At 67.6% G+C, this 18,025-nt stretch carries 16 protein-coding genes and 1 tRNA gene; 5 read left to right on the top strand and 12 right to left on the bottom strand.

The features are described from left to right. Window positions 1-40 precede the first annotated feature (40 nt). On the top strand, window positions 41-1,627 hold the full coding sequence (locus RVF83_RS21015) for a helicase HerA-like domain-containing protein (protein ID WP_005198885.1): 1,587 nt from the start codon (window positions 41-43) through the stop codon (window positions 1,625-1,627). A gap of 19 nt (window positions 1,628-1,646) precedes the next feature. Here RVF83_RS21015 and cmrA read toward each other — a convergent pair whose 3' ends face one another. The 3 genes from cmrA to RVF83_RS21000 all read right to left on the bottom strand — a co-directional run bounded on the left by cmrA (window position 1,647) and on the right by RVF83_RS21000 (window position 5,238). Beyond that, window positions 1,647-2,453 (bottom strand): mycolate reductase, encoded by an 807-nt coding sequence (gene cmrA, locus RVF83_RS21010; RefSeq protein ID WP_005198886.1) that lies wholly within the window; start codon window positions 2,451-2,453, stop codon window positions 1,647-1,649. A gap of 77 nt (window positions 2,454-2,530) precedes the next feature. Further along, on the bottom strand, window positions 2,531-4,594 hold the full coding sequence (locus RVF83_RS21005; RefSeq protein WP_005198887.1) for an NADPH-dependent 2,4-dienoyl-CoA reductase: 2,064 nt from the start codon (window positions 4,592-4,594) through the stop codon (window positions 2,531-2,533). Window positions 4,595-4,689: 95 nt separating this feature from the next. After that, window positions 4,690-5,238, bottom strand: a complete 549-nt coding sequence (locus tag RVF83_RS21000; RefSeq protein ID WP_005198888.1) for a PadR family transcriptional regulator — start codon at window positions 5,236-5,238, stop codon at window positions 4,690-4,692. A gap of 126 nt (window positions 5,239-5,364) precedes the next feature. Between RVF83_RS21000 and RVF83_RS20995 the strand changes: the two genes are divergently transcribed. Further along, entirely contained in the window at window positions 5,365-6,663 is a 1,299-nt protein-coding gene (locus RVF83_RS20995) for a uracil-xanthine permease family protein (protein WP_039880508.1), read from the top strand. Between the two features lie 12 nt (window positions 6,664-6,675). Here RVF83_RS20995 and RVF83_RS20990 read toward each other — a convergent pair whose 3' ends face one another. Together RVF83_RS20990 and RVF83_RS20985 are read right to left on the bottom strand one after the other, a co-directional pair. Continuing rightward, window positions 6,676-8,331 carry a hypothetical protein gene (locus tag RVF83_RS20990; RefSeq protein WP_005198891.1) on the bottom strand — a complete coding sequence of 552 codons (1,656 nt, stop codon included), beginning with the start codon at window positions 8,329-8,331 and terminating at the stop codon, window positions 6,676-6,678. Then, window positions 8,331-8,705: a hypothetical protein gene (locus RVF83_RS20985; protein WP_005198892.1), complete on the bottom strand. Its 375-nt coding sequence runs from the start codon at window positions 8,703-8,705 to the stop codon at window positions 8,331-8,333. Before RVF83_RS20985 ends, RVF83_RS20990 begins: the two co-directional genes overlap by 1 nt. A gap of 153 nt (window positions 8,706-8,858) precedes the next feature. Between RVF83_RS20985 and RVF83_RS20980 the strand changes: the two genes are divergently transcribed. After that, window positions 8,859-9,368: a GNAT family N-acetyltransferase gene (locus RVF83_RS20980; RefSeq protein WP_005198893.1), complete on the top strand. Its 510-nt coding sequence runs from the start codon at window positions 8,859-8,861 to the stop codon at window positions 9,366-9,368. A gap of 14 nt (window positions 9,369-9,382) precedes the next feature. On the opposite strand, the gene RVF83_RS20975 is transcribed toward RVF83_RS20980, so the two are convergent. Then, window positions 9,383-9,456 (bottom strand) — tRNA-Arg (locus RVF83_RS20975). A gap of 144 nt (window positions 9,457-9,600) precedes the next feature. Here RVF83_RS20975 and RVF83_RS20970 point away from each other — a divergent pair. Next, complete coding sequence (locus tag RVF83_RS20970) at window positions 9,601-11,625, top strand: cytochrome c oxidase assembly protein (protein WP_039880510.1); 2,025 nt, start codon at window positions 9,601-9,603, stop codon at window positions 11,623-11,625. Window positions 11,626-11,638: 13 nt separating this feature from the next. Here RVF83_RS20970 and RVF83_RS20965 read toward each other — a convergent pair whose 3' ends face one another. Further along, window positions 11,639-12,217 carry a chorismate mutase gene (locus tag RVF83_RS20965; protein WP_005198895.1) on the bottom strand — a complete coding sequence of 193 codons (579 nt, stop codon included), beginning with the start codon at window positions 12,215-12,217 and terminating at the stop codon, window positions 11,639-11,641. Between the two features lie 158 nt (window positions 12,218-12,375). Between RVF83_RS20965 and RVF83_RS20960 the strand changes: the two genes are divergently transcribed. After that, the gene (locus tag RVF83_RS20960; protein ID WP_005198896.1) at window positions 12,376-12,810 is read left to right on the top strand and encodes a single-stranded DNA-binding protein; all 435 of its coding nucleotides are present in this window, start codon (window positions 12,376-12,378) and stop codon (window positions 12,808-12,810) included. A 3-nt stretch (window positions 12,811-12,813) separates the two neighbouring features. On the opposite strand, the gene RVF83_RS20955 is transcribed toward RVF83_RS20960, so the two are convergent. The 5 genes from RVF83_RS20955 to RVF83_RS20935 are packed head-to-tail and all read right to left on the bottom strand — an operon-like array spanning window position 12,814 to window position 17,916. After that, a complete protein-coding gene (locus tag RVF83_RS20955) occupies window positions 12,814-13,227 on the bottom strand; it encodes an ATP-binding protein (RefSeq protein WP_005198897.1) in 414 nt (137 codons plus the stop codon). A 19-nt stretch (window positions 13,228-13,246) separates the two neighbouring features. Next, window positions 13,247-13,600, bottom strand: coding sequence for an STAS domain-containing protein (locus RVF83_RS20950; protein WP_005198898.1), 354 nt, complete (start codon window positions 13,598-13,600; stop codon window positions 13,247-13,249). After that, window positions 13,600-15,642: a glycosyltransferase family 2 protein gene (locus tag RVF83_RS20945; protein WP_005198899.1), complete on the bottom strand. Its 2,043-nt coding sequence runs from the start codon at window positions 15,640-15,642 to the stop codon at window positions 13,600-13,602. Before RVF83_RS20945 ends, RVF83_RS20950 begins: the two co-directional genes overlap by 1 nt. After that, the gene (locus tag RVF83_RS20940) at window positions 15,639-16,910 is read right to left on the bottom strand and encodes a PP2C family protein-serine/threonine phosphatase (RefSeq protein WP_005198900.1); all 1,272 of its coding nucleotides are present in this window, start codon (window positions 16,908-16,910) and stop codon (window positions 15,639-15,641) included. The genes RVF83_RS20945 and RVF83_RS20940 overlap by 4 nt, the downstream gene beginning before the upstream one ends. Before the next feature lie 13 nt (window positions 16,911-16,923). Beyond that, window positions 16,924-17,916 (bottom strand): glycoside hydrolase family 26 protein, encoded by a 993-nt coding sequence (locus RVF83_RS20935; RefSeq protein WP_039880558.1) that lies wholly within the window; start codon window positions 17,914-17,916, stop codon window positions 16,924-16,926. Window positions 17,917-18,025: the final 109 nt, after the last annotated feature.

The raw sequence follows: 18,025 nt of genomic DNA, 5'->3' as shown, positions 1-18,025 counted from the left end.
CCCGCGTCAGACGGAGAACAGCGGTGTTCCGGGGGCTATTGTGTCCCTCGTGACCGAAGCCCTCAGCCCTGCTCAGACCATCGCCGCCGGCTACGCCTTTGCCTCGACCTCTCTCGAACTGGGGACGGTGTCGGTGGACGGTCAGGTCGACGCCACCGCGTCGGTGCGCATCCCGCTCGCGATGATGAACCGGCACGGCCTCGTTGCCGGCGCCACGGGTACCGGCAAGACCAAGACGCTGCAGTTGCTGGCCGAGCAGCTCTCCGCCAACGGTGTGCCCGTGGTGATGGCCGACATCAAGGGGGACCTCTCCGGGCTGAGCCGCGAGGGCGTCGGCAACGACAAGATCGTCGCGCGTGCACAGCAGACCGGCGACTCCTGGCAGCCCGCCGCTCACCCCGTCGAGTTCGTCTCGCTCGGTGACACCGGCATCGGCGTGCCCATCCGGGCGACGATCACGTCTTTCGGCCCGATCCTGTTGTCCAAAGTGTTGGGACTCAACGACACCCAGGAATCGACCCTCGGCTTGATCTTCCACTGGGCGGACAAGAAGGGCCTGCCGCTGCTCGACCTGAAAGACCTGCGGTCGGTGATCGCCTTCCTCACCGGTGACGAGGGCAAGGAGGAGCTCAAGAACATCGGCGGGGTCTCGCGTCAGACCGCGGGTGTGATCCTGCGCGCCCTGACCAATCTCGAGGCCGACGGCGGCGACACGTTCTTCGGTGAGCCCGAGATCGAACCCGCCGACCTCATCCGCCTCGCCGCCGACGGTCGCGGCATCATCACGCTCTTCGAACTCGGCGCACAGGCCGCCCGGCCCGCCCTGTTCTCCACCTTCCTGATGTGGATCCTGGCCGACCTCTTCGAGTTCCTGCCCGAGGTCGGCGACCTCGACAAGCCGAAGCTGGTCTTCATCTTCGACGAGTCGCACCTGCTGTTCGACGACGCGTCGAAGGCGTTCATCGACCAGGTCGTGCAGACGGTCAAGCTGATCCGCTCGAAGGGCGTGGGTGTGTTCTTCTGCTCGCAGCTGCCCACCGACATCCCCAACGAAGTGCTGTCGCAGCTCGGCGCCCGCATCCAGCATGCGTTGCGCGCCTTCACCCCCGACGATCAGAAGGCGCTGAAGAAGACGGTCAAGACCTACCCGATCTCGGAGGTCTACAAGCTCGAGCAGGTCCTCACCTCGCTGGGTACCGGCGAGGCCGTGGTGACGGTGCTGTCGGAGAAGGGTGCACCGACTCCCGTCGCGTGGACGGTTGTGCGTCCGCCGCGTTCGTCGATGGATGCCATCGGCGCGGAGGCGATCACCGCCGCCGCCCAGGCCAGCCCCCTGTATGCGAAGTACGGGCAGTCGATCGACCGCGAGTCGGCCTACGAGATGCTCGCCGCCAACACCCTGGCGCCCGGCGAGCCTGCCGACGCGCCCGCACCGGCACCCATCCCGGCTCCGGCACCCGCTCCCATGCCTGCTCCGGCACCGAAACCCGTCCCCGAGGAACCGGGCATCATCACCGAGGTGCTGACCAGTAAGCCCATGCAGAGCTTCCTGCGGTCCGCGGCCAGCGCCGCGGGACGCGAGTTCAGCCGCGCGATCTTCGGCACGGGGCGGCGCCGCAAGCGGTGAGAGGAGTTCAGCGCGAGGGTTACTCGGCGCTGAATTTGCGGTAGAACCCGCCGACGATCGGCGCGACGACGGCGCGTGGGGTGTACCCGCCGGCCACCGACATCGCCTTGGACAGGGTTCCGGGAACGATGCGCATCTTGTTGTGCGCCAACGCGTCCAGGCTCATCTCCGCAACCTTCGCCGACGAATGCCAGAGGAAGTCGGGGACGACCTTGTCCACGATCGACTCCTCTTCGGGTGTCGGCGTGTGGGTGCGGACGGGCCCGGGCGCGAGCAGCGTGACGTGGACGCCCCGGGACGAGACCTCACCGCGCAGGGATTCGCTGAAGGTGTTGACGAAGGCCTTCGACGCGGCGTAGGTGGCGTTGTTCGGGATCGGCATGTTGCCGGCCGCCGACCCCACCATGAGGATGCCGCCGGAGCCGCGCTTCACCATCTGGGGGAGCACCGCGAGGGTGAGGTCGTGAACGGCGTTGACGTTCAGGAGGACCTGGGATTTCTCGTAGGCGGCGTCGAGTTCGGCAACGGGGCCGAAGGTGGCGATGCCGGCGTTGTTGCAGAGGATCGAGATCTCGCGTCCGGCGAACTCGGCGGCGAGGACCTCGACCTTGGTCGGGTCGGACAGGTCGACGGCGCGGACCTCGACGGCGACATCGTGCGCCGCGCGCAGTTCGCCGGCGAGCTCCTCGAGGAGCTCACCACGACGGGCGACGAGGATGACCGAATGGCCACGGGCGGCCAGCGCCCGGGCGAGCTCGCGCCCGATACCGGAGGAGGCCCCGGTGACGACGGCGCGGGTGTTTTCTGAAGGCGGCGGGACCGGCATGGGAGCAATCGTAACCGTCGCTGCGCCCCGGCTCGTCGAGGAGAGCGGAGGCGCAGCGGCGGTCGGCGTGTGAGAGCTCAGTCGATACCGGCGGCGACCTCGGTGCCCTGCCGGATCGCCCGCTTGGCGTCGAGTTCGCCCGCGTGGTCGGCACCGCCGATCACGTGGGTGGTGACGCCGGCGAGGGTCAGCGGATCGATGAGTTCGCGCACCGATTCCTGTCCCGCGCAGATGACCACGTTGTCGACCTCGAGGAGGCGGGTCTCGGTCACGTTGCCCTCGTCGTCGCGGAAGCTGAGGTGCAGACCCTGGTCGTCGATCTTGTCGTAGGTCGCGCCGCTGATCTGCTCGACGCCCTTCATCTTCATCGTGGCGCGGTGCACCCAGCCGGTCGTCTTGCCGAGCGACTTGCCCTGCTTACCGGACTTGCGCTGCACCATGTAGACCTGACGCACCGGCGGCAGAGGACGGGGTTTGGTGACGAAACCGGGCTTCTCCGGATCGTCGGTGACCCCCCATTCCTGTTCCCATTCCTTCAGATTCAGCGTCGGCGACTCGTCGGTGGTGAGGAACTCGCTGACGTCGAAGCCGATGCCGCCGGCACCGATGACAGCGACCCGCTTGCCGATCTCGCGGTGACCGAGGACGGCCTCGGCGTACGACATCGCCATCGGATGGTCGACGCCGGGGAAACTCGGGATGCGCGGCACGACGCCGGTGGCGACGATGACGTCGTCGAACTTCTCCGCGATGAGGGTGTCGGCGTCGACCCGCGTGTTGAGCCGGACGTCGACGCCGAGGACCTCGAGCTTGCGGGTGAAGTAGCGGATCGTCTCGCTGAATTCCTCCTTGCCGGGGATGCGGGCGGCGATGGAGAACTGGCCGCCGATCGAGTCGCCGCCCTCGAACAGCGTCACCTTGTGGCCGCGTTCGGCGCTCGACACCGCAGCCGACAGGCCGGCCGGTCCGGCGCCGACGACCGCCACGCGCTTGGCCTTGCGGGTCGGGCTGAGGACCAGCGTGGTCTCGCGTCCGGCGCGGGGATTCACCAAGCACGACACCTTCTTGCCGACGAAGGCGTGGTCGAGGCAGGCCTGGTTGCAACCGATGCAGGTGTTGATCTCGTCGGCGCGTCCCTCGCGGGCCTTGTTGGCCAGGTGGGGGTCGGCGAGGAACGGACGGGCCATCTGGATGGCGTCGACGCGGCCGTTGGTGAGGATCTCCTCGGCGAACTCCGCGGTGTTGATGCGGTTGGCGGCGATCAGCGGGATCGACACCTCGTCGCGGAGACGCTCGGTGAACTTGACGAAGGCGCCGCGGGGCACCGAGGTCACGATCGTGGGGACCTGGGCCTCGTGCCAGCCGATGTCGGTGTTGATCGCATCGACGCCGTGCTCCTCGGCCTTGCGTGCCATGAGGGCGATCTCGTCCCAGGTCTGGCCCTTGCGGATCAGATCGGCGACCGACTGACGCAGGATGACCGGGAAGTCGCGGGGAACCTGACGGCGGATCTCCTTGATGACCTCGACGAGGAAGCGCTGCCGGTTCTCGGTGCTGCCGCCCCACTTGTCGGTGCGGTCATTGGTGTGCGGGCACAGGAACTGGTTGATCAGATACCCCTCGCCGCCCATGATCTCGACGGCGTCGTACCCGGCCTTACGAGCCAGCTTCGCCGACTGGCCGAAGGTCTTGATGACGTGCCGGATGATCGGCTCGGTCATCTGCAGGTGCTTGAACGGATGGATCGGCGACGGCTCCTTGCCCGGCGCGACCTTGAACGGGGTGTATCCGTAACGGCCGGCGTGGATGAGCTGCATGGCGATCTTGCCGCCCTCGTCGTGCACGGCCTTGGTCACGCGCTGATGACGCTTCCAGTCGAGAGCGTTGGTCATCTTGCCGCCCGCGAACATGAGCAGGCCGGTGCGGCTGGTACCGAAACCTCCCGTGATGATCAGTCCCGCACCGCCTTTCGCGCGCTCGGCGAAGTAGGCGGCGAGCTTGTCGGTGTCCCAGAGGCGATCCTCGAGACCCGTGTGCATCGACCCCATCACCAGACGGTTCTCGAGGGTCATGCCGCCGATCTGCAGCGGCGTGAACAGGTGCGGGTAATGCGGGTTGGGTTGTGCCGTGTGGGCTGACATGGCGCGACCTTTCATCTCGGTGTCGTCGTGACGTCTCGTGCGTGTATTGCTCGGTCCGGGTCGGGGTGTTCGGTGTGGTTACCGGCGTCGGTGGTTCACATACCGGCGAGTTCGCGTTCGAGTGCGGGGATGACCTCGTCGCACCACTCGATGTAACCCTCCTCCTGCCGGATGCCACCGCGCAGCACGAGGTACTGGTGGAGCTTGCGGCCGGTCAGGGTGTCGGGTTCGGGGTAGTAGTCCGCCTGGAACCCCTTGAACAGCTTCAGTTGTGCGACATGCTCGTCGCGGTGGGCCTTGAGTTCGCCGATGATGGCGGCGAGATCGCCGAACTCGGCGGCGCGCAGTTTGACACCGATGTCGCTGCGGAGCGACTGCCGCGGGGTCGGACTCATCGCCCACTGCGCCAACGCATCTCGACCGGAGTCGGAGATCGTGTAGACCTTCTTGTCCGGGCGACCGTCCTGGCTGATCGACTCGACGCTGACCAGTCCGTCGTCGAGGAGCTTCTTGAGCGTCCGGTAGATCTGCTGGTGGGTGGCCGACCAGAAGTAACCGATGGACCGGTCGAACTGCTGACCGATCTCATAACCCGTGCCGGGTCGCTCTGCCAGCGACACCAGAATCGCATGTTCGAGCGCCATGTGGGCACGCTAACACTGCAACAATGCACTATGCAACAAGGTGCCTATGAGTCTTGTTGCATATGCAGGTGGGCGAGCATGGGGTAAGGGGAGCGGGCAGGCCGTGAGTGCCGCAAACTGTTGCGCATGACTGAACCGGGGACGAGATCCCAGAACCTGTTGTCGTGGAAGCTCACGACGAACACCGTGGTGGCACCGGAGGAACGGCTGACCTGGCCGAAGACCGTGAGCATCGGTCTCCAGCACGTGGTCGCGATGTTCGGCGCGACCTTCCTGGTGCCGGTGCTCACCGGGTTCCCGCCGTCGACGACCCTGCTCTTCTCGGGTATCGGCACCATCCTGTTCCTGCTGATCACCCGTAACCGTCTCCCCAGCTATCTGGGCTCGAGTTTCGCGATCATCGCGCCGGTCACGGCGGCGGTGGCCTCCGACGGTGCGTCGTCGGCGCTCGGCGGATTGGTCGCGGTCGGTGCGCTGCTCGTCATCATCGGCCTGATCAGCCATTTCGCCGGGGTGCGGTGGATCGAGACGCTCATGCCGCCGGTGGTGACCGGCGCGATCGTGGCACTGATCGGCCTGAACCTGGCTCCGGCCGCGAAGAACAACTTCGTCGCCGACCCCGTTCTCGCGACCATCGTGCTGGTCCTGCTCGTCGCCTCGGCGGTGCTGTTCCGAGGACTTCTCGGGCGTCTGGCGATCTTCCTCAGCGTCGCGTTCGGTTATGTGCTGGCGCTCGTCCTCGACTGGATCGACTCCGACAACGACTACATCGACACCTCCGGCATCGCCGACGCCGCGTGGGTCGGCCTGCCCGACTTCCAGACCCCGACCTTCGATCTCGGTGTGCTGCCGCTCTTCCTCCCCGTCGTCCTCGTGCTCGTGGTGGAGAACATCGGTCACGTGAAGTCGGTGGCGATGATGACCGGCAAGGACTACGACGACACCATGGGTCGCGCGCTCGCCGCCGACGGTCTCGCGACGATGCTTGCGGGCAGCGGCGGCGGTTCGGCGACGACGACCTACGCCGAGAACATCGGCGTGATGTCGGCGACCAAGGTCTACTCGACCGCGGCCTACTGGGTCGCCGGTGCGGCAGCGATCCTGCTCGGCCTGTCGCCCAAGGTCGGTGCGGTGATCGCCGCGATCCCGCCGGGCGTCCTCGGTGGCGTCACCACTGCCCTCTACGGCCTCGTCGGCATCATCGGCGTGCAGATCTGGGTCAGCAACAAGGTCGACTTCTCGAAGCCGATCAACCAGTTCACCGCGGCGATCCCGCTCATCATCGGCATCGCCGATTACACCTGGCAGGTCGGCGATCTCGTGTTCGCCGGCATCTCGCTCGGTTCGATCGCCGCTCTGGTCATCTACCACTCGATGCGGGTCATCGGCGGCTGGCGCGGAACGGTGGTTCCCGACAAGTCCTGAACAGGTCGGTCGTCACCACGGGAGCCTCAGCGGGATGTCGGGGATCGGTCCCGGTAGGTCGATGTCCCCGTCGGCGCGGTCGTTGAGCAGATACAGCCCCCACAGGGGTGCCGGCGCGCCGAGCGGTGGTGGCGGGAGTTCGGGGACGTCGGGTTTGCGCGCGACGTACAGGTCGGGTTGCTGACCGGTGATGACCTTCACCATGTTCCGGAAGGCCGTCGAGTGCGGGTCGTTCCAGTAGCCGCCGTGGGTCTTGATCCCGCTGTCGTAGGTGCGGCCGTCGATCTCGACCGTGCCCGTGTCGAGGCGTGTCACGCCGGGCGCGGAATCGGGGTCGGAGCCATGCGGATTGCCGGGTAGCGATTGCGCGTAGTGGATCGGGTCGCCGGGAAATGTCAGTGAATAGCGTTCGACGCCGCTCGGGTGCGGCAGATCGTGCACGCCGGTGCCGGCCGACGAGGCGTAGATGACACGGTCGGGTGTCAGGCCGAGCTGTTCGGCGGTACCGACCACCGATCCGCCGTACGAGTGGCCGATGTAGGTGGTGCGCGCTCCCGGTGCGTGGCGGGCGATCTCGGCGTCGAGTTCGGTCCCGAACAACTCGAGCCGCGCTGCCATCGCGCCGGCGAAGGCCGGACTCGTGGCCGCACGGAGGTCCGGGGGCAGGTCGCCGTCGAGGTAGAGGAACACCGGGCCGTCGGTCTGGTCGGCGAGTTCGGCTGCGGCGCGCCGGTTGTCGCCGCCGGCGGTGTCGATGGTGGTACCGGTGCCGGGGACATAGGTGGTCGCATTCCGGGTATCGGGACGCAGCGATCCGATCATCTCGACGACGCGTCCCTGCGGCGTGTTCACGAAGGTCACGAACCGCCGCTCGCGCCCGTCGCCGGGCGTCAGCATCTCCCGCAGCGTCCGGGCACGGCGACCCTCGCCCCGGCCGGCCTGGATCTCGTCGACCAGGGCGTTGCGGATGTTGATCTCGTTGGCCTGGATGCGAAGGTCGAAGGGAACGCCCGGAAGGTTTCCCATCACATGCGGATTCGCCTGCAGGAGGCGTCGGACGTCGTCGGGGTCCATCTGTTCGACGATCGTCCGGATCTGGGGTGGACCGAGGCTCTCGAGCGTGTGGACCGCGTCGTCGGCGTCCATCGTCCGGCCGCCGGGCAGGGTGACGTCCGGTTGCCCGTCGACCATGGTCGTCAGATCGGCGGCGTACCCGTCGAGTCGGGAGCCGTAGCGTTCGTCCAGGGCGTCGATCGCGGTGAGGCCCGAGTCGATGGACTCGGAGACCTCGGCGGCGGTCGACGCTCGACGTGGATCGGGATGGGTGACGGTCCCGTCGTCGGCGACGTCGAATCCGGAGGACGTCGCCGCGTCGACGATCCGGAGCACGTGATCGCAAGCATGCGACAGGTCCGTGCCCGCGTCGGAGGCCTCGTCGGCGATCGTCTGCAGCACATTGCGGACCTCACCGCCGTGATCGTGCTCCTGCCAGATCTTCTGATGCGCGGCCGCGTGGGTGCGGCCGCGCCAGGACCGTACGGAATCGAAAGTCCGCACAGCGCGGTCGATTCCGGTGTCGACGGCTTCGGCGGCGAGGGCGGCCGCCGATCCGGCGTCGGCGAAGGTCTGCGGATTCCAGGTACGCAGGGCCGAGATCGTCGGGCGCATCAGCGGGTCCGTAGCGAGTCGAGCTTCGACGCGACCCGAGCATCCGATGCGACGGTCGTCGTCACGAAGGTGTCGAGGAGTTCGCTCATCGTCAGCAACCGGTGGCCGATCGTTCCGACCGCGCGACGGGCGGGTTCAGCGGTGTTGCGGAGTGCACGTGCGACCCGGCTCGACGAACCCTGGATCTCGCCGATGGCCGCGGTGTCGATCGCGGAGATGGCGATGCCGTTGCCGCACCACGACCTGACAACGGCCTCGATCTCGTCCGGCGATACCCCGAAAGTGCCGTTGTCAGAATCGCTTCTGCGTTCGGGTCGGGGAAACCATCGGGGGACAAGCGGGATGGGCGAGGGAATGGGAAACGGTGAGAGCATGATCCTCCGCGACTCGTCGAGGACTGCACCACCGGGAGCGGTGGTGCAATTCTTGGACGCGCCGGGCGCCTCGGCGGTTCCGGATAATCGTTTCGCCCGGCCATGCGCGGTCGCTACGTTGGGGGGCACTCGACACAGACAGGGGAGTCACCGATGCCGCTACCGGCCTGGCGCACGAGAACGGAACGGGCCGACGACGTCACGCGCGTCCAGGAGATCAACGCCGACGCCTTCCCGACGTCGGAGGAGGCCGAACTGGTCGACGCGCTGCGCACCGACCCGGCCTGGATCGACGGGCTGTCCCTGGTCTCGGTCGATGCCGACGATCATCCGGTCGGCTTCGCACTGCTGACGCGCTGTCACATCGACGACGCTCCGGCCCTGTGCCTCGCGCCGTGCGCGGTGGCCACCGAACACCAGCGCACCGGGGCGGGCTCGGCCGCGATCATCGCCGCGCTCGACGCGGCGCGCGAGATGGGCGAGAGCACCGTCGTCGTGCTGGGCCACCCCGACTACTACCCGCGCTTCGGTTTCCGACGAGCTGTCGGCCACGGCATCAGGCTCAGTGTCGAGGTGCCGGAGGAGGCGTTGATGGTGCTCAGCCTCGACGGGACCGAGATCCCGGCCGGGACGGTGCGCTACGCGGCGCCGTTCGGCATCTGATGCCGTATCCACGGTGCCCCCGGCAGGACTCGAACCTGCGACCTAGGGATTAGAAGGCCCTTGCTCTATCCACCTGAGCTACGGAGGCTGGCCGACGCTCGTGACATCAGACACGCGGCGTCGGGCACATGGAGTTTACGACATGCTCCCGCTTCCGCCGCAGGTGTGCCGCACACCACGGCCTGACCAGGTCGGAGGGTGTGTCGTCGACGCGCCGACCTACAGTTGAGGAATGACCCGCTCGTCGACGTCCGCCTCGCCGGATCAGAATCGCGACGCGATGAACGAACCGCGCGGCGTCGTCACCGCGGTCCTCTGGGCGTCGGGATGGCTCGCCGCGATCGTCGCCATCGCAGTCACCGCCATCTCCGCGTCCACCGCGCTCAAGCTGACCGGCGTCCCCGACCCCGGTCCGCTCACCACCTACGGCCTGCCGACCCTGACCGCGATCGGTGAGTTCGCGGCCGCGATCGCGCTCGGTTGCGCGGTGTTCGCCGCTTTCTTCGTCCCGCCGCAGTCCGACAACGTGCTCGACGTCGGCGGCTATCGCGCCATCCGGATCGCGGCGTCGTCGGCGCTGGTCTGGTCGGTGTGTGCGCTGCTGCTGATGCCGCTGTCCGCGTCGGAGGTCAGCGGGTCACCGCTGTCGGAGGCGATCAAACCGGCCAACCTGATCAACGCCTACGGCCAGGTCGCCGAGGTGCGCACCTGGTTCTGGACGGCGGTGTTCGCGCTGGTCGCGGCGATCATCGCGCGGACCATCCTCAAATGGGGGCCGACGGTCGCGGTCATCGCGTTCACGATCTTCAGCCTGATGCCGTCGGCGCTGGCCGGACACTCCTCGTCAGGCGGCAACCACGACATCGCCACCAACAGCCTCATCCTGCACCTGATCGGCGCGACGCTGTGGCTCGGCGGTCTCGCCGCGGTGGTCGTCTACGCGCTGGCGTCCGGGCGGTGGCGGGGACTGGCGGTCCGGCGCTTCTCGCGCGTCGCCTTCTGGTGCATCATCGTCGTCGGCCTCAGCGGGGTGGTGAACGCCGCCGTCCGCGTGCCTTTCGATCAGCTCTTCTCCGACACCTACGGGCAGCTCGTCATCGCCAAGGTCGCGGCGCTCATCGTCCTCGGCGCGCTCGGCGCGTGGCACCGCCGTGTGACCATCGCCCAGCTCGATTCGGCTGAGCGGCCGTCGCTGTTCGTACGCTTCGGACTCGTGGAGCTGGCCGTCTTCGCGGCCACCTTCGGTCTCGCGGTCGGCCTGAGCCGGACCCCGCCGCCGGCCCTCGACACTGCGAACGTCTCCTCGGTCGAGAACGCCATCGGCTACGACATCGACGGCCCGCCGACCTTCGTCCGGTTCTTCACCGACTGGCGTTTCGACCTCATCTTCGGTCTCGCCGCGATCGTCCTGGCGGTCGTGTACATCCGCGGCGTCGTGCGGCTCAAGCGACGCGGCGACGACTGGCCGATCGGCCGCACCTTCGCGTGGCTTCTCGGATGTCTGTTGCTGCTCCTGGCGACGTCGTCGGGCCTCGGGCGGTACGCCCCCGCGATGTTCAGCGTCCACATGATCGCCCACATGCTGATGTCGATGATGATCCCGGTCCTGCTGGTGCTGGGCGGTCCGGTGACGCTGGCTCTGCGCGCACTCCCGCCTGCCGGCCGTGGCAACCCACCCGGACCCCGCGAGTGGATTCAGGCCGGCGTGCACTCGGGGCCGTCGCGCGTCCTGACGCACCCGCTGATCGCGGCCATCATGTTCGTCGGCAGCTTCTACATCCTCTACCTCGGCGGGCTGTACGAGTCGGTGGTCGAGTACCACGCCGCTCACCTGCTGATGAACCTGCACTTCCTGCTCAGCGGCTACCTGTTCTACTGGCTCGTCATCGGCATCGACCCCGCACCACGACAGGTCAAACCGGTCGCCAAGCTCGGCATCGTCCTCGGCTCGCTGCCGTTCCACGCCTTCTTCGGTGTGGCGCTGATGATGACCACGGCCGTCATCGCCGAGAACTACTACCGCGGACTCAATCTGCCGTGGACTTACAACCTGTTCGACGACCAGCGCGCCGGCGGCGGAATCGCCTGGGCGGCCGGCGAGATCCCGCTCGTCGTCATCATGCTGGCCCTGCTGGTCCAATGGCAGCGCAGCGACACCCGGCAGGCGAAACGCTACGACCGCAACGCGGTCCGCGACCACGACGCCGAACTCGAGAACTACAACGACATGCTCAAGGAACTCAACAAACGCGGCTGAGCTGCAACAGGATTCAACTCGATCCCGTCGAGACCGCGCAGACGGATGCACCGGCCTGGACCAGGGCGGCGACGTGCAGCGGGTCGAAACGGGCAGCTGTAGCGGACTGAGAACTCGCCACGGCCAGCTCCGGCGGGCAGCTCAAAGTCGTTACGACGTCGCGGGAGTCCGCGAGTTCGTCGACGATCGCCACGTTGAACTCGTTGATCGCTGCGCGGACCGGGCCGAGATCCGGTGTCGCGGGCGGAGCGGTCTGCCCGGGCAACCCCCACCGCGCGAACAGCCCACGCTGCACCGTCTTGCTCGCCTCGATCTGATCGCGGAACACGTTGCGTACGTAGGCGGGGTCGAGGTTTCGGGCGAGAGCCAGCTGCGACACGGTGCCGAGAACGACCTGTTCACGCGCGGGATCGTCGATGGGTGCACCGGATGCCCACTTCGACGCGGCCACCGTGTCGGCCAGTGCGAGGCGACCGGCGATCGCGTCGGTCAGGCCCGTCAAGGCAGGGGCCGGGGCCGCCGTGGACAGGGGTGGCGCGACCAGCATCGCGGTCGCCGCGATCAGACCCACCAGGAACACTCGCATTCGCATGCCGCGATCCTATGGGCGTTACGCCAGAGGTACCGGCGATCTGTGGGTAAACGCCGGAGAGTTCTCCACAACCCGATCGGGTCCCCGTCTCGGACGCAGGCCGGGGGAGATGCTGATGCGGCCACACTTCCCGTGGCCGACACCAGTAGGAGACGACCATGTTTGAGACGTACACGACCGTCATCGGAACCGTTGTGTCCGAGCCCCGCCGGCGCCAGACCACCACCGGCGAGGACGTGATCTCGTTCCGCGTGGCCTGCACCTCGCGCCGCATCGACAAGCGCAGCGGGGAGTGGGTGGACGGCCCGACGCTGTATCTGACGGTGAGCTGCTGGCGCCGACTCCTCGCCGGCGTCGGCCTCGCCATCGCGAAGGGGCGGCCCGTCATGGCGCACGGTCAGATCAAGACCAACGAGTATCCGACGGCCGACGGCTCGCGCCGCTCCGACCTCGAGATGACCGCCGTCGCCGTGGGACTCGACCTGAGTCGCTGCATCGTCACCTACCGGGGCACGCCGTCGTCGGAGCGAGACATCGCGGCCGCCTTGCCGGTCGCCGCCGCGGAGAAGGCGGAAACCCAGACGGCTGCGTGAGTTTCACGCCGTCCGGTTGCGGACCAGTCGCCAGTGGTTTCGCCCGTCGGCGCGCCGGTAGGACAACTCGTCGAGGACCTTGACGGCGATGGCCAGTCCGCGTCCCCGTTCGGCGACATCTTCGGGCAGGCTCACCGCGTCGAGGTCGACGCGCGCCGGATGACCGTCATCGCGGTAGCGTGCCTCGATCCGGTCCGCTGTCACCTCGACCTCGAGGCGGAGGTGCACGGTGCTCCCGTCCCGGGCGTGCTCGATGATGTTCGCGCCGATCTCGGCCAGGGCGAGCTCGAACTGCATGGCGTCCATGACGTCGACGGGACAGGCACGCAACAGATCCGCGAGCAGCGCGTGGACGTGCTCGAGGGTGTCGTCGGACGTGATCTCCTCGAGAGCGCGTGTCCCCGTGTGCTCGGTCATGACGGTGATCCGGCGGATCTCATTCGACGGTCTCCGAGGCGGGGCCGAACGCGGAGTCCGCGGACTCGTGCACGCGCAGAACCCGATTGAGATTGGTCAGCTCCAGAACGGTGACGACCTGCTCGGTGGGAGCGGCGATCCGTAGATCCCCACCCGCCTGCCGTGCGACCTTCAGCCCGGAGACGAGCGCGCCGAGACCGGACGAGTCGATGAAGTCGGTGCCGGACAGGTCGACGACGATCCGGGACGACCCGGCGCCGACGAGCTCGTGCAGCTGATCGCGCAGTTTGGGGGCCGCCACCATGTTGAGCCGGCCCGCGGGGGTGATCGCCACGGCGTCGCCGTTCACGGCGCGGGTCGCGAAGGTCGTCATCATTGCCTTTCGTCTGTGGAGCTGCCGGCGGAGGAGTCGTTCGCGGTGGTGCCGTCAGTGGTGGTTTCGACCGCGGTGGTCTCGTCGTGACCGCGGTAGCGGACCGCCATGATGACGACGCTGAGGATCACCAGATCGAACAGTACCCAGAACAGGTTGACCCCCACGCCCAGAACGGAGATAGCGCCCCGCCACAACTGCACGATGCCGATCAGCGACGCCACGACGAGGAGGACCATCGCCGCGAGCTGAGGCCGGACGAGATGCCACGGCAACGCGTCCTGGGACTGTTTCGTCTTCGGCGTGACCGCGAATCCCAGAGGTCGGTTCAGGTAGACGTTGCGGAACGCCGTGGTGCAGGCCCGGATCCAGACCGGGAACAGCGCGAGACTGTACTGCTGCCCGCGCCAGGTCGGGGTGCCTCTGGCCACCACGAGGAACAGCACCTGGTTAATCACCAGGAACGGGATGAGGCGGAGGAAGAAGTCCCAGCTGTAGGCCTGGACGGGGAGAACTCCCAGTACGAGGTACACCACCGGGGCGGCGATGTAGGCGATCGCCGCGAAGCCGGCCAGGTAGCTCCACATCGTCGCCCAGTACATGAGTCGCTGGGCGACGGTCAGCCCCTTCTGGACCAGCGGGTTCTCTCGCAGCATCACCTGGATGGTGCCCTGAGCCCACCGAAGGCGTTGGGTGAGCATCGTTTTCAGGTCCTCGGGAGCCAGTCCGTAGGCGAGGTTCTCATGATGGTAGGCGGAGTTCCATCCCAGGGCATGCAGCCGCATACAGGTGGCCATGTCCTCGGTGACCGAGATCGTCGCGAGGGGCAACATCGGTTGCGCCTCATCGGATCTGCCGACGTCGACCGCGGCGACGAGGGCACGGATCGATTCGATGGCGCCGAGCGGGGACCATTCGCGCTCGGCCAGAACCGCCAGAGCGTCGAAGTCGAGCGATCCGGCACCGGTTTCCTGTTCGCCGAACTCGGTGAGGGCCTCGATCGCCTCGAGGTCGGCACGCATCGCCTCGACGTCGGCGTCGACGAGTCCGCGGGCGGCCTCGTCGACCCGAGCCTGGAATCGGTAGGTGATGTCGGCCAGCGGTTCCCGGTTCTTCAGCTGTGCCCGCGCCTCCTTGACCGCGGCAGCCACCCGGTCGAGCGCGGCGAGTGCCGGAGCGTTGTCGCGGACGCGGCGTCTGGTCTTGCGGAGCACGGTCCGTGCGGTGCGCAGGGCACGGTCGACGCCGTCCTCGACGGCGGTGACGTATTGCGTGATCCCGAGCTGCATCAACGCTTCCCGCCGCAGCACGGCGTTGGAGCCGCAGAAGAAGGCCGCGTTCCAACCGTCTTTTCCCTGCTGGATCGGTCCGTAGAAGAGCGGTGCCTGCGATCCCAGCGGGTCCGACGGCGGTACGTTGACGAAGTACTGCGGCGTCTGGACCAGGGCCATCTTCTCGTCGTGGAAGTAGCCGAGCGTGCGGTCGAGGATCTGCGGTTCGGGGACCTGATCGGCGTCGAGGATGAGGATGAACTCACCCTCGGTCTGCATGAGCGCGTTGTTCAGATTGCCCGCCTTCGCATGTCGTGGTTTGTCCAGCCAGTTCGACGACCGGGTGAGGTAACCGATGCCGACCTCGTGCGCGGCCTCCGCGAGTTCGGCGCGGTCACCGTCGTCGAGAATCCAGGTGGTGTGCGGGTAGGTGATGGCCTTGGCGGCGAGAGCGGTCTTCATCACGAGGTCGACCGGCTCGTTGTAGGTGGTGATGAAGACGTCGACCGTCGCGCCCGCGGGCGGCGGCGGAGGGTCGGGCCGGTGCTGCAGCTTCCACATGGTGAGCCCGAACAGCAGCGAGTCGATGAGGCTGTAGGTCTCGGCGACGACCAGCGGGACGGCGATCCACCACGCCTCCCAGTTCACCGATGCCAGCCAGCGCCACACGATGTAGTTGAGGCCGAGCACGGCGGCCGTGACGATGAGCAGCCGCAACCACGGCGACGGGGCGGTCCTTGCGAGGGCGGCCTCCTCGATGCTCTCGCTCATCCGGCCTCGTCCCGTCGGATCGCGACGAGGGTGACGTCGTCGACAGGAGGGGTACTGGCCACCATTTCCTCGACCTTTGTTCGGACCGCAGCAGGAGTGCTTGTGCCGGAGAGCATTCGGAGTAGTTCGAACGCGTCCCCGCCGGCGACGAGGTCGAGGAGACCGTCCGAGGCGATCACGAGCATGTCGCCGGGGCCGAGATCGACTGCGGCCGAACGCCAGGTGTCCTCCGGCAGGATGCCGATCGGGAGTCCGCTACCGCGCAGGACGGTGCAGTGGCCGTCGGCACGACGGACGGTGGCCAGGCCGTGGCCACCGTCGACGTAGTCGACGTGACCGTCTCGGGTCCGCAGCCGGGCGTGGAACAGCGTCGCGAAGGTCTCGGTGCCCGCGAAGTCCTCGGCGAGCTGCCCGGCGACGGTGCCCACGACCTCGCCGAGGTCGTGGTCTGCGCTCTCACCGCACGTGGCGTCGAAAGCCCGTGTGGCGGCCCGCATCGCCGACCGCACGGTCGCGGTGAGGATCGCCGCTCCCAGACCTTTGCCCATGACGTCGGCGACGGTGAACACGAGTCCGTCGTTGCAGGGGTAGTGGTCGTAGAAGTCGCCGCCCACGGCGAACGCGGGGAGGCACATCGTCTCGATGGAGTAGCCGGGCACGATACCGAGCGGTGGGGGGAGCAACTGACGTTGCACCTTCGCGGCGCGTTCGAGATCGTCGGAGTTCTCGATCTCGCGTTGCGCCCAGGCCGCCAGCTCGCGGAACGCGGCCAACTGGTCGGCGGTCAGCTGCCGGGGCCGGGTGTCGTAGACGCAGAAGGTGCCCACCGGGTGACCGCCCGGACCGTACAACGGATACCCGGCGTAGAAACGGATTCCGCCCTCCCCGCTGATCTGGGGTATCTCGGCGAAGAACGGGATCGTCGAGACGTCCTCGATGACGAGCGCCGGGTCGGCAGGGCGCGTGTAGGCCCGCGCGACCGTCACCTGGCACACGGTCTGCTCGCGTGGCTGGTTCTGCAGTTCGATGCCGTCGACCGCCTTGAACCATTGCCGATCCCGATCGAGGAGAGACACCGTCGACATCGGTACACCGAACACCGCCTTGGCCATGCGGGTGATCTGCGCAAACCGGTCCTCGGGCTCGGAGTCGAGCAGGTTGAGCTGCTGCATCGACCGCAGACGCGCTTCTTCGACGTCGGGATCGATCCGCGCGTGTGTCTCGTCCACCGCGACCTGACCCGGACTGTCCGCCTCGACCCCCGTCACCGCTCGATTCCCTTCACCGCAATCCCACTTCCTCCAGTGCGCGTGCCATTGCCTGGCCCGCCTCCGGCGAGCTGGTCAGACCCCAGTCCGCTTCCTTGTCGTGGTCGAACCAGACGAAACCCGTGACCCCGTCGGCTTCGTCGAGGTAGTCGACGAGATCTGCGATCCAGTCGGCCTTCGAACCGCCGGCCTCGGCGCAACCGACCTCGGTGACGAGGATCGGTTTGTCGGGCGCGAGTTCGCGCAGCTGGTCGAGAGAGGGCCCGAAGAGGTCGTTCGGCGACGTCCATCGGTGGCCGGGTACCGAGCCCCAGTTGTAGCCGTCGACGCCGAGGACATCGACGTAGTCGGCGCCGGGGTACCAGCGGGACAGGGGAGCGTCGGAGATGGGCACATTCGGCGCCCACACCCACTTCACGTTCACCGCGTTCTTCGACGCGAAAAGGTCGTGGACGTGGCGCCACGCCGCGACGTACAGCTCGGGTGGCGTCCCACCCGCGGGACTCCACGGGTACCAGTCGCCGTTGGGTTCGTGGGCGAACCTCAGATATACGGTCGAACCCCAGGCGACGAGCTCGTCGGCCCAGCGGTACAGGTAGTCGTCGTGCGTTCCGGCAACGATCGAGGACATCGAGAACGCGGCACGATCGTAGGTGCCGTCGCCGACATGCCGCCAGGGCTCCCAGGTGACGATCGGCTCGGCCCCTGCGCCGATCACCGCGTTCAGCGCCGCGATCGGCGGGATGGCGGTGAAGTCCTCGAAGAACATGTTGATGGTCGGAGAGACCCCGGTCAGCGCGGTGACGCCGGCGACCTCCGCGGGCTCGAGCGGGCCGCTCGGCGTCGTGATGCCGAACCGCAGACATGAGCCTGCCGGACCGTACAGCGGCGAGATGGTCGGAGGACACTGCCGGGGCTCGGCCGCACAGGCGCCGACGGCACCCATCGACGTGACGATCACGCCCACGACCACCGTCAGCACCGTCCACCTACCAACCGAGCGCATGACACTCCCATCGCTCACCCCGGCGCCGCACTTGTGCTCGCCCGGCGCCACAACTCACACACCCGTCGTCGGCCCACGCCGACGCGAACCATTCTCGCGACAAACCGTG

The organism is Gordonia rubripertincta, assembly GCF_038024875.1.
Taxonomy (GTDB): domain Bacteria; phylum Actinomycetota; class Actinomycetes; order Mycobacteriales; family Mycobacteriaceae; genus Gordonia; species Gordonia rubripertincta.
Note: the sequence above shows the minus strand (reverse complement) of the source record. Positions and strands in the feature narration are given on the sequence as shown.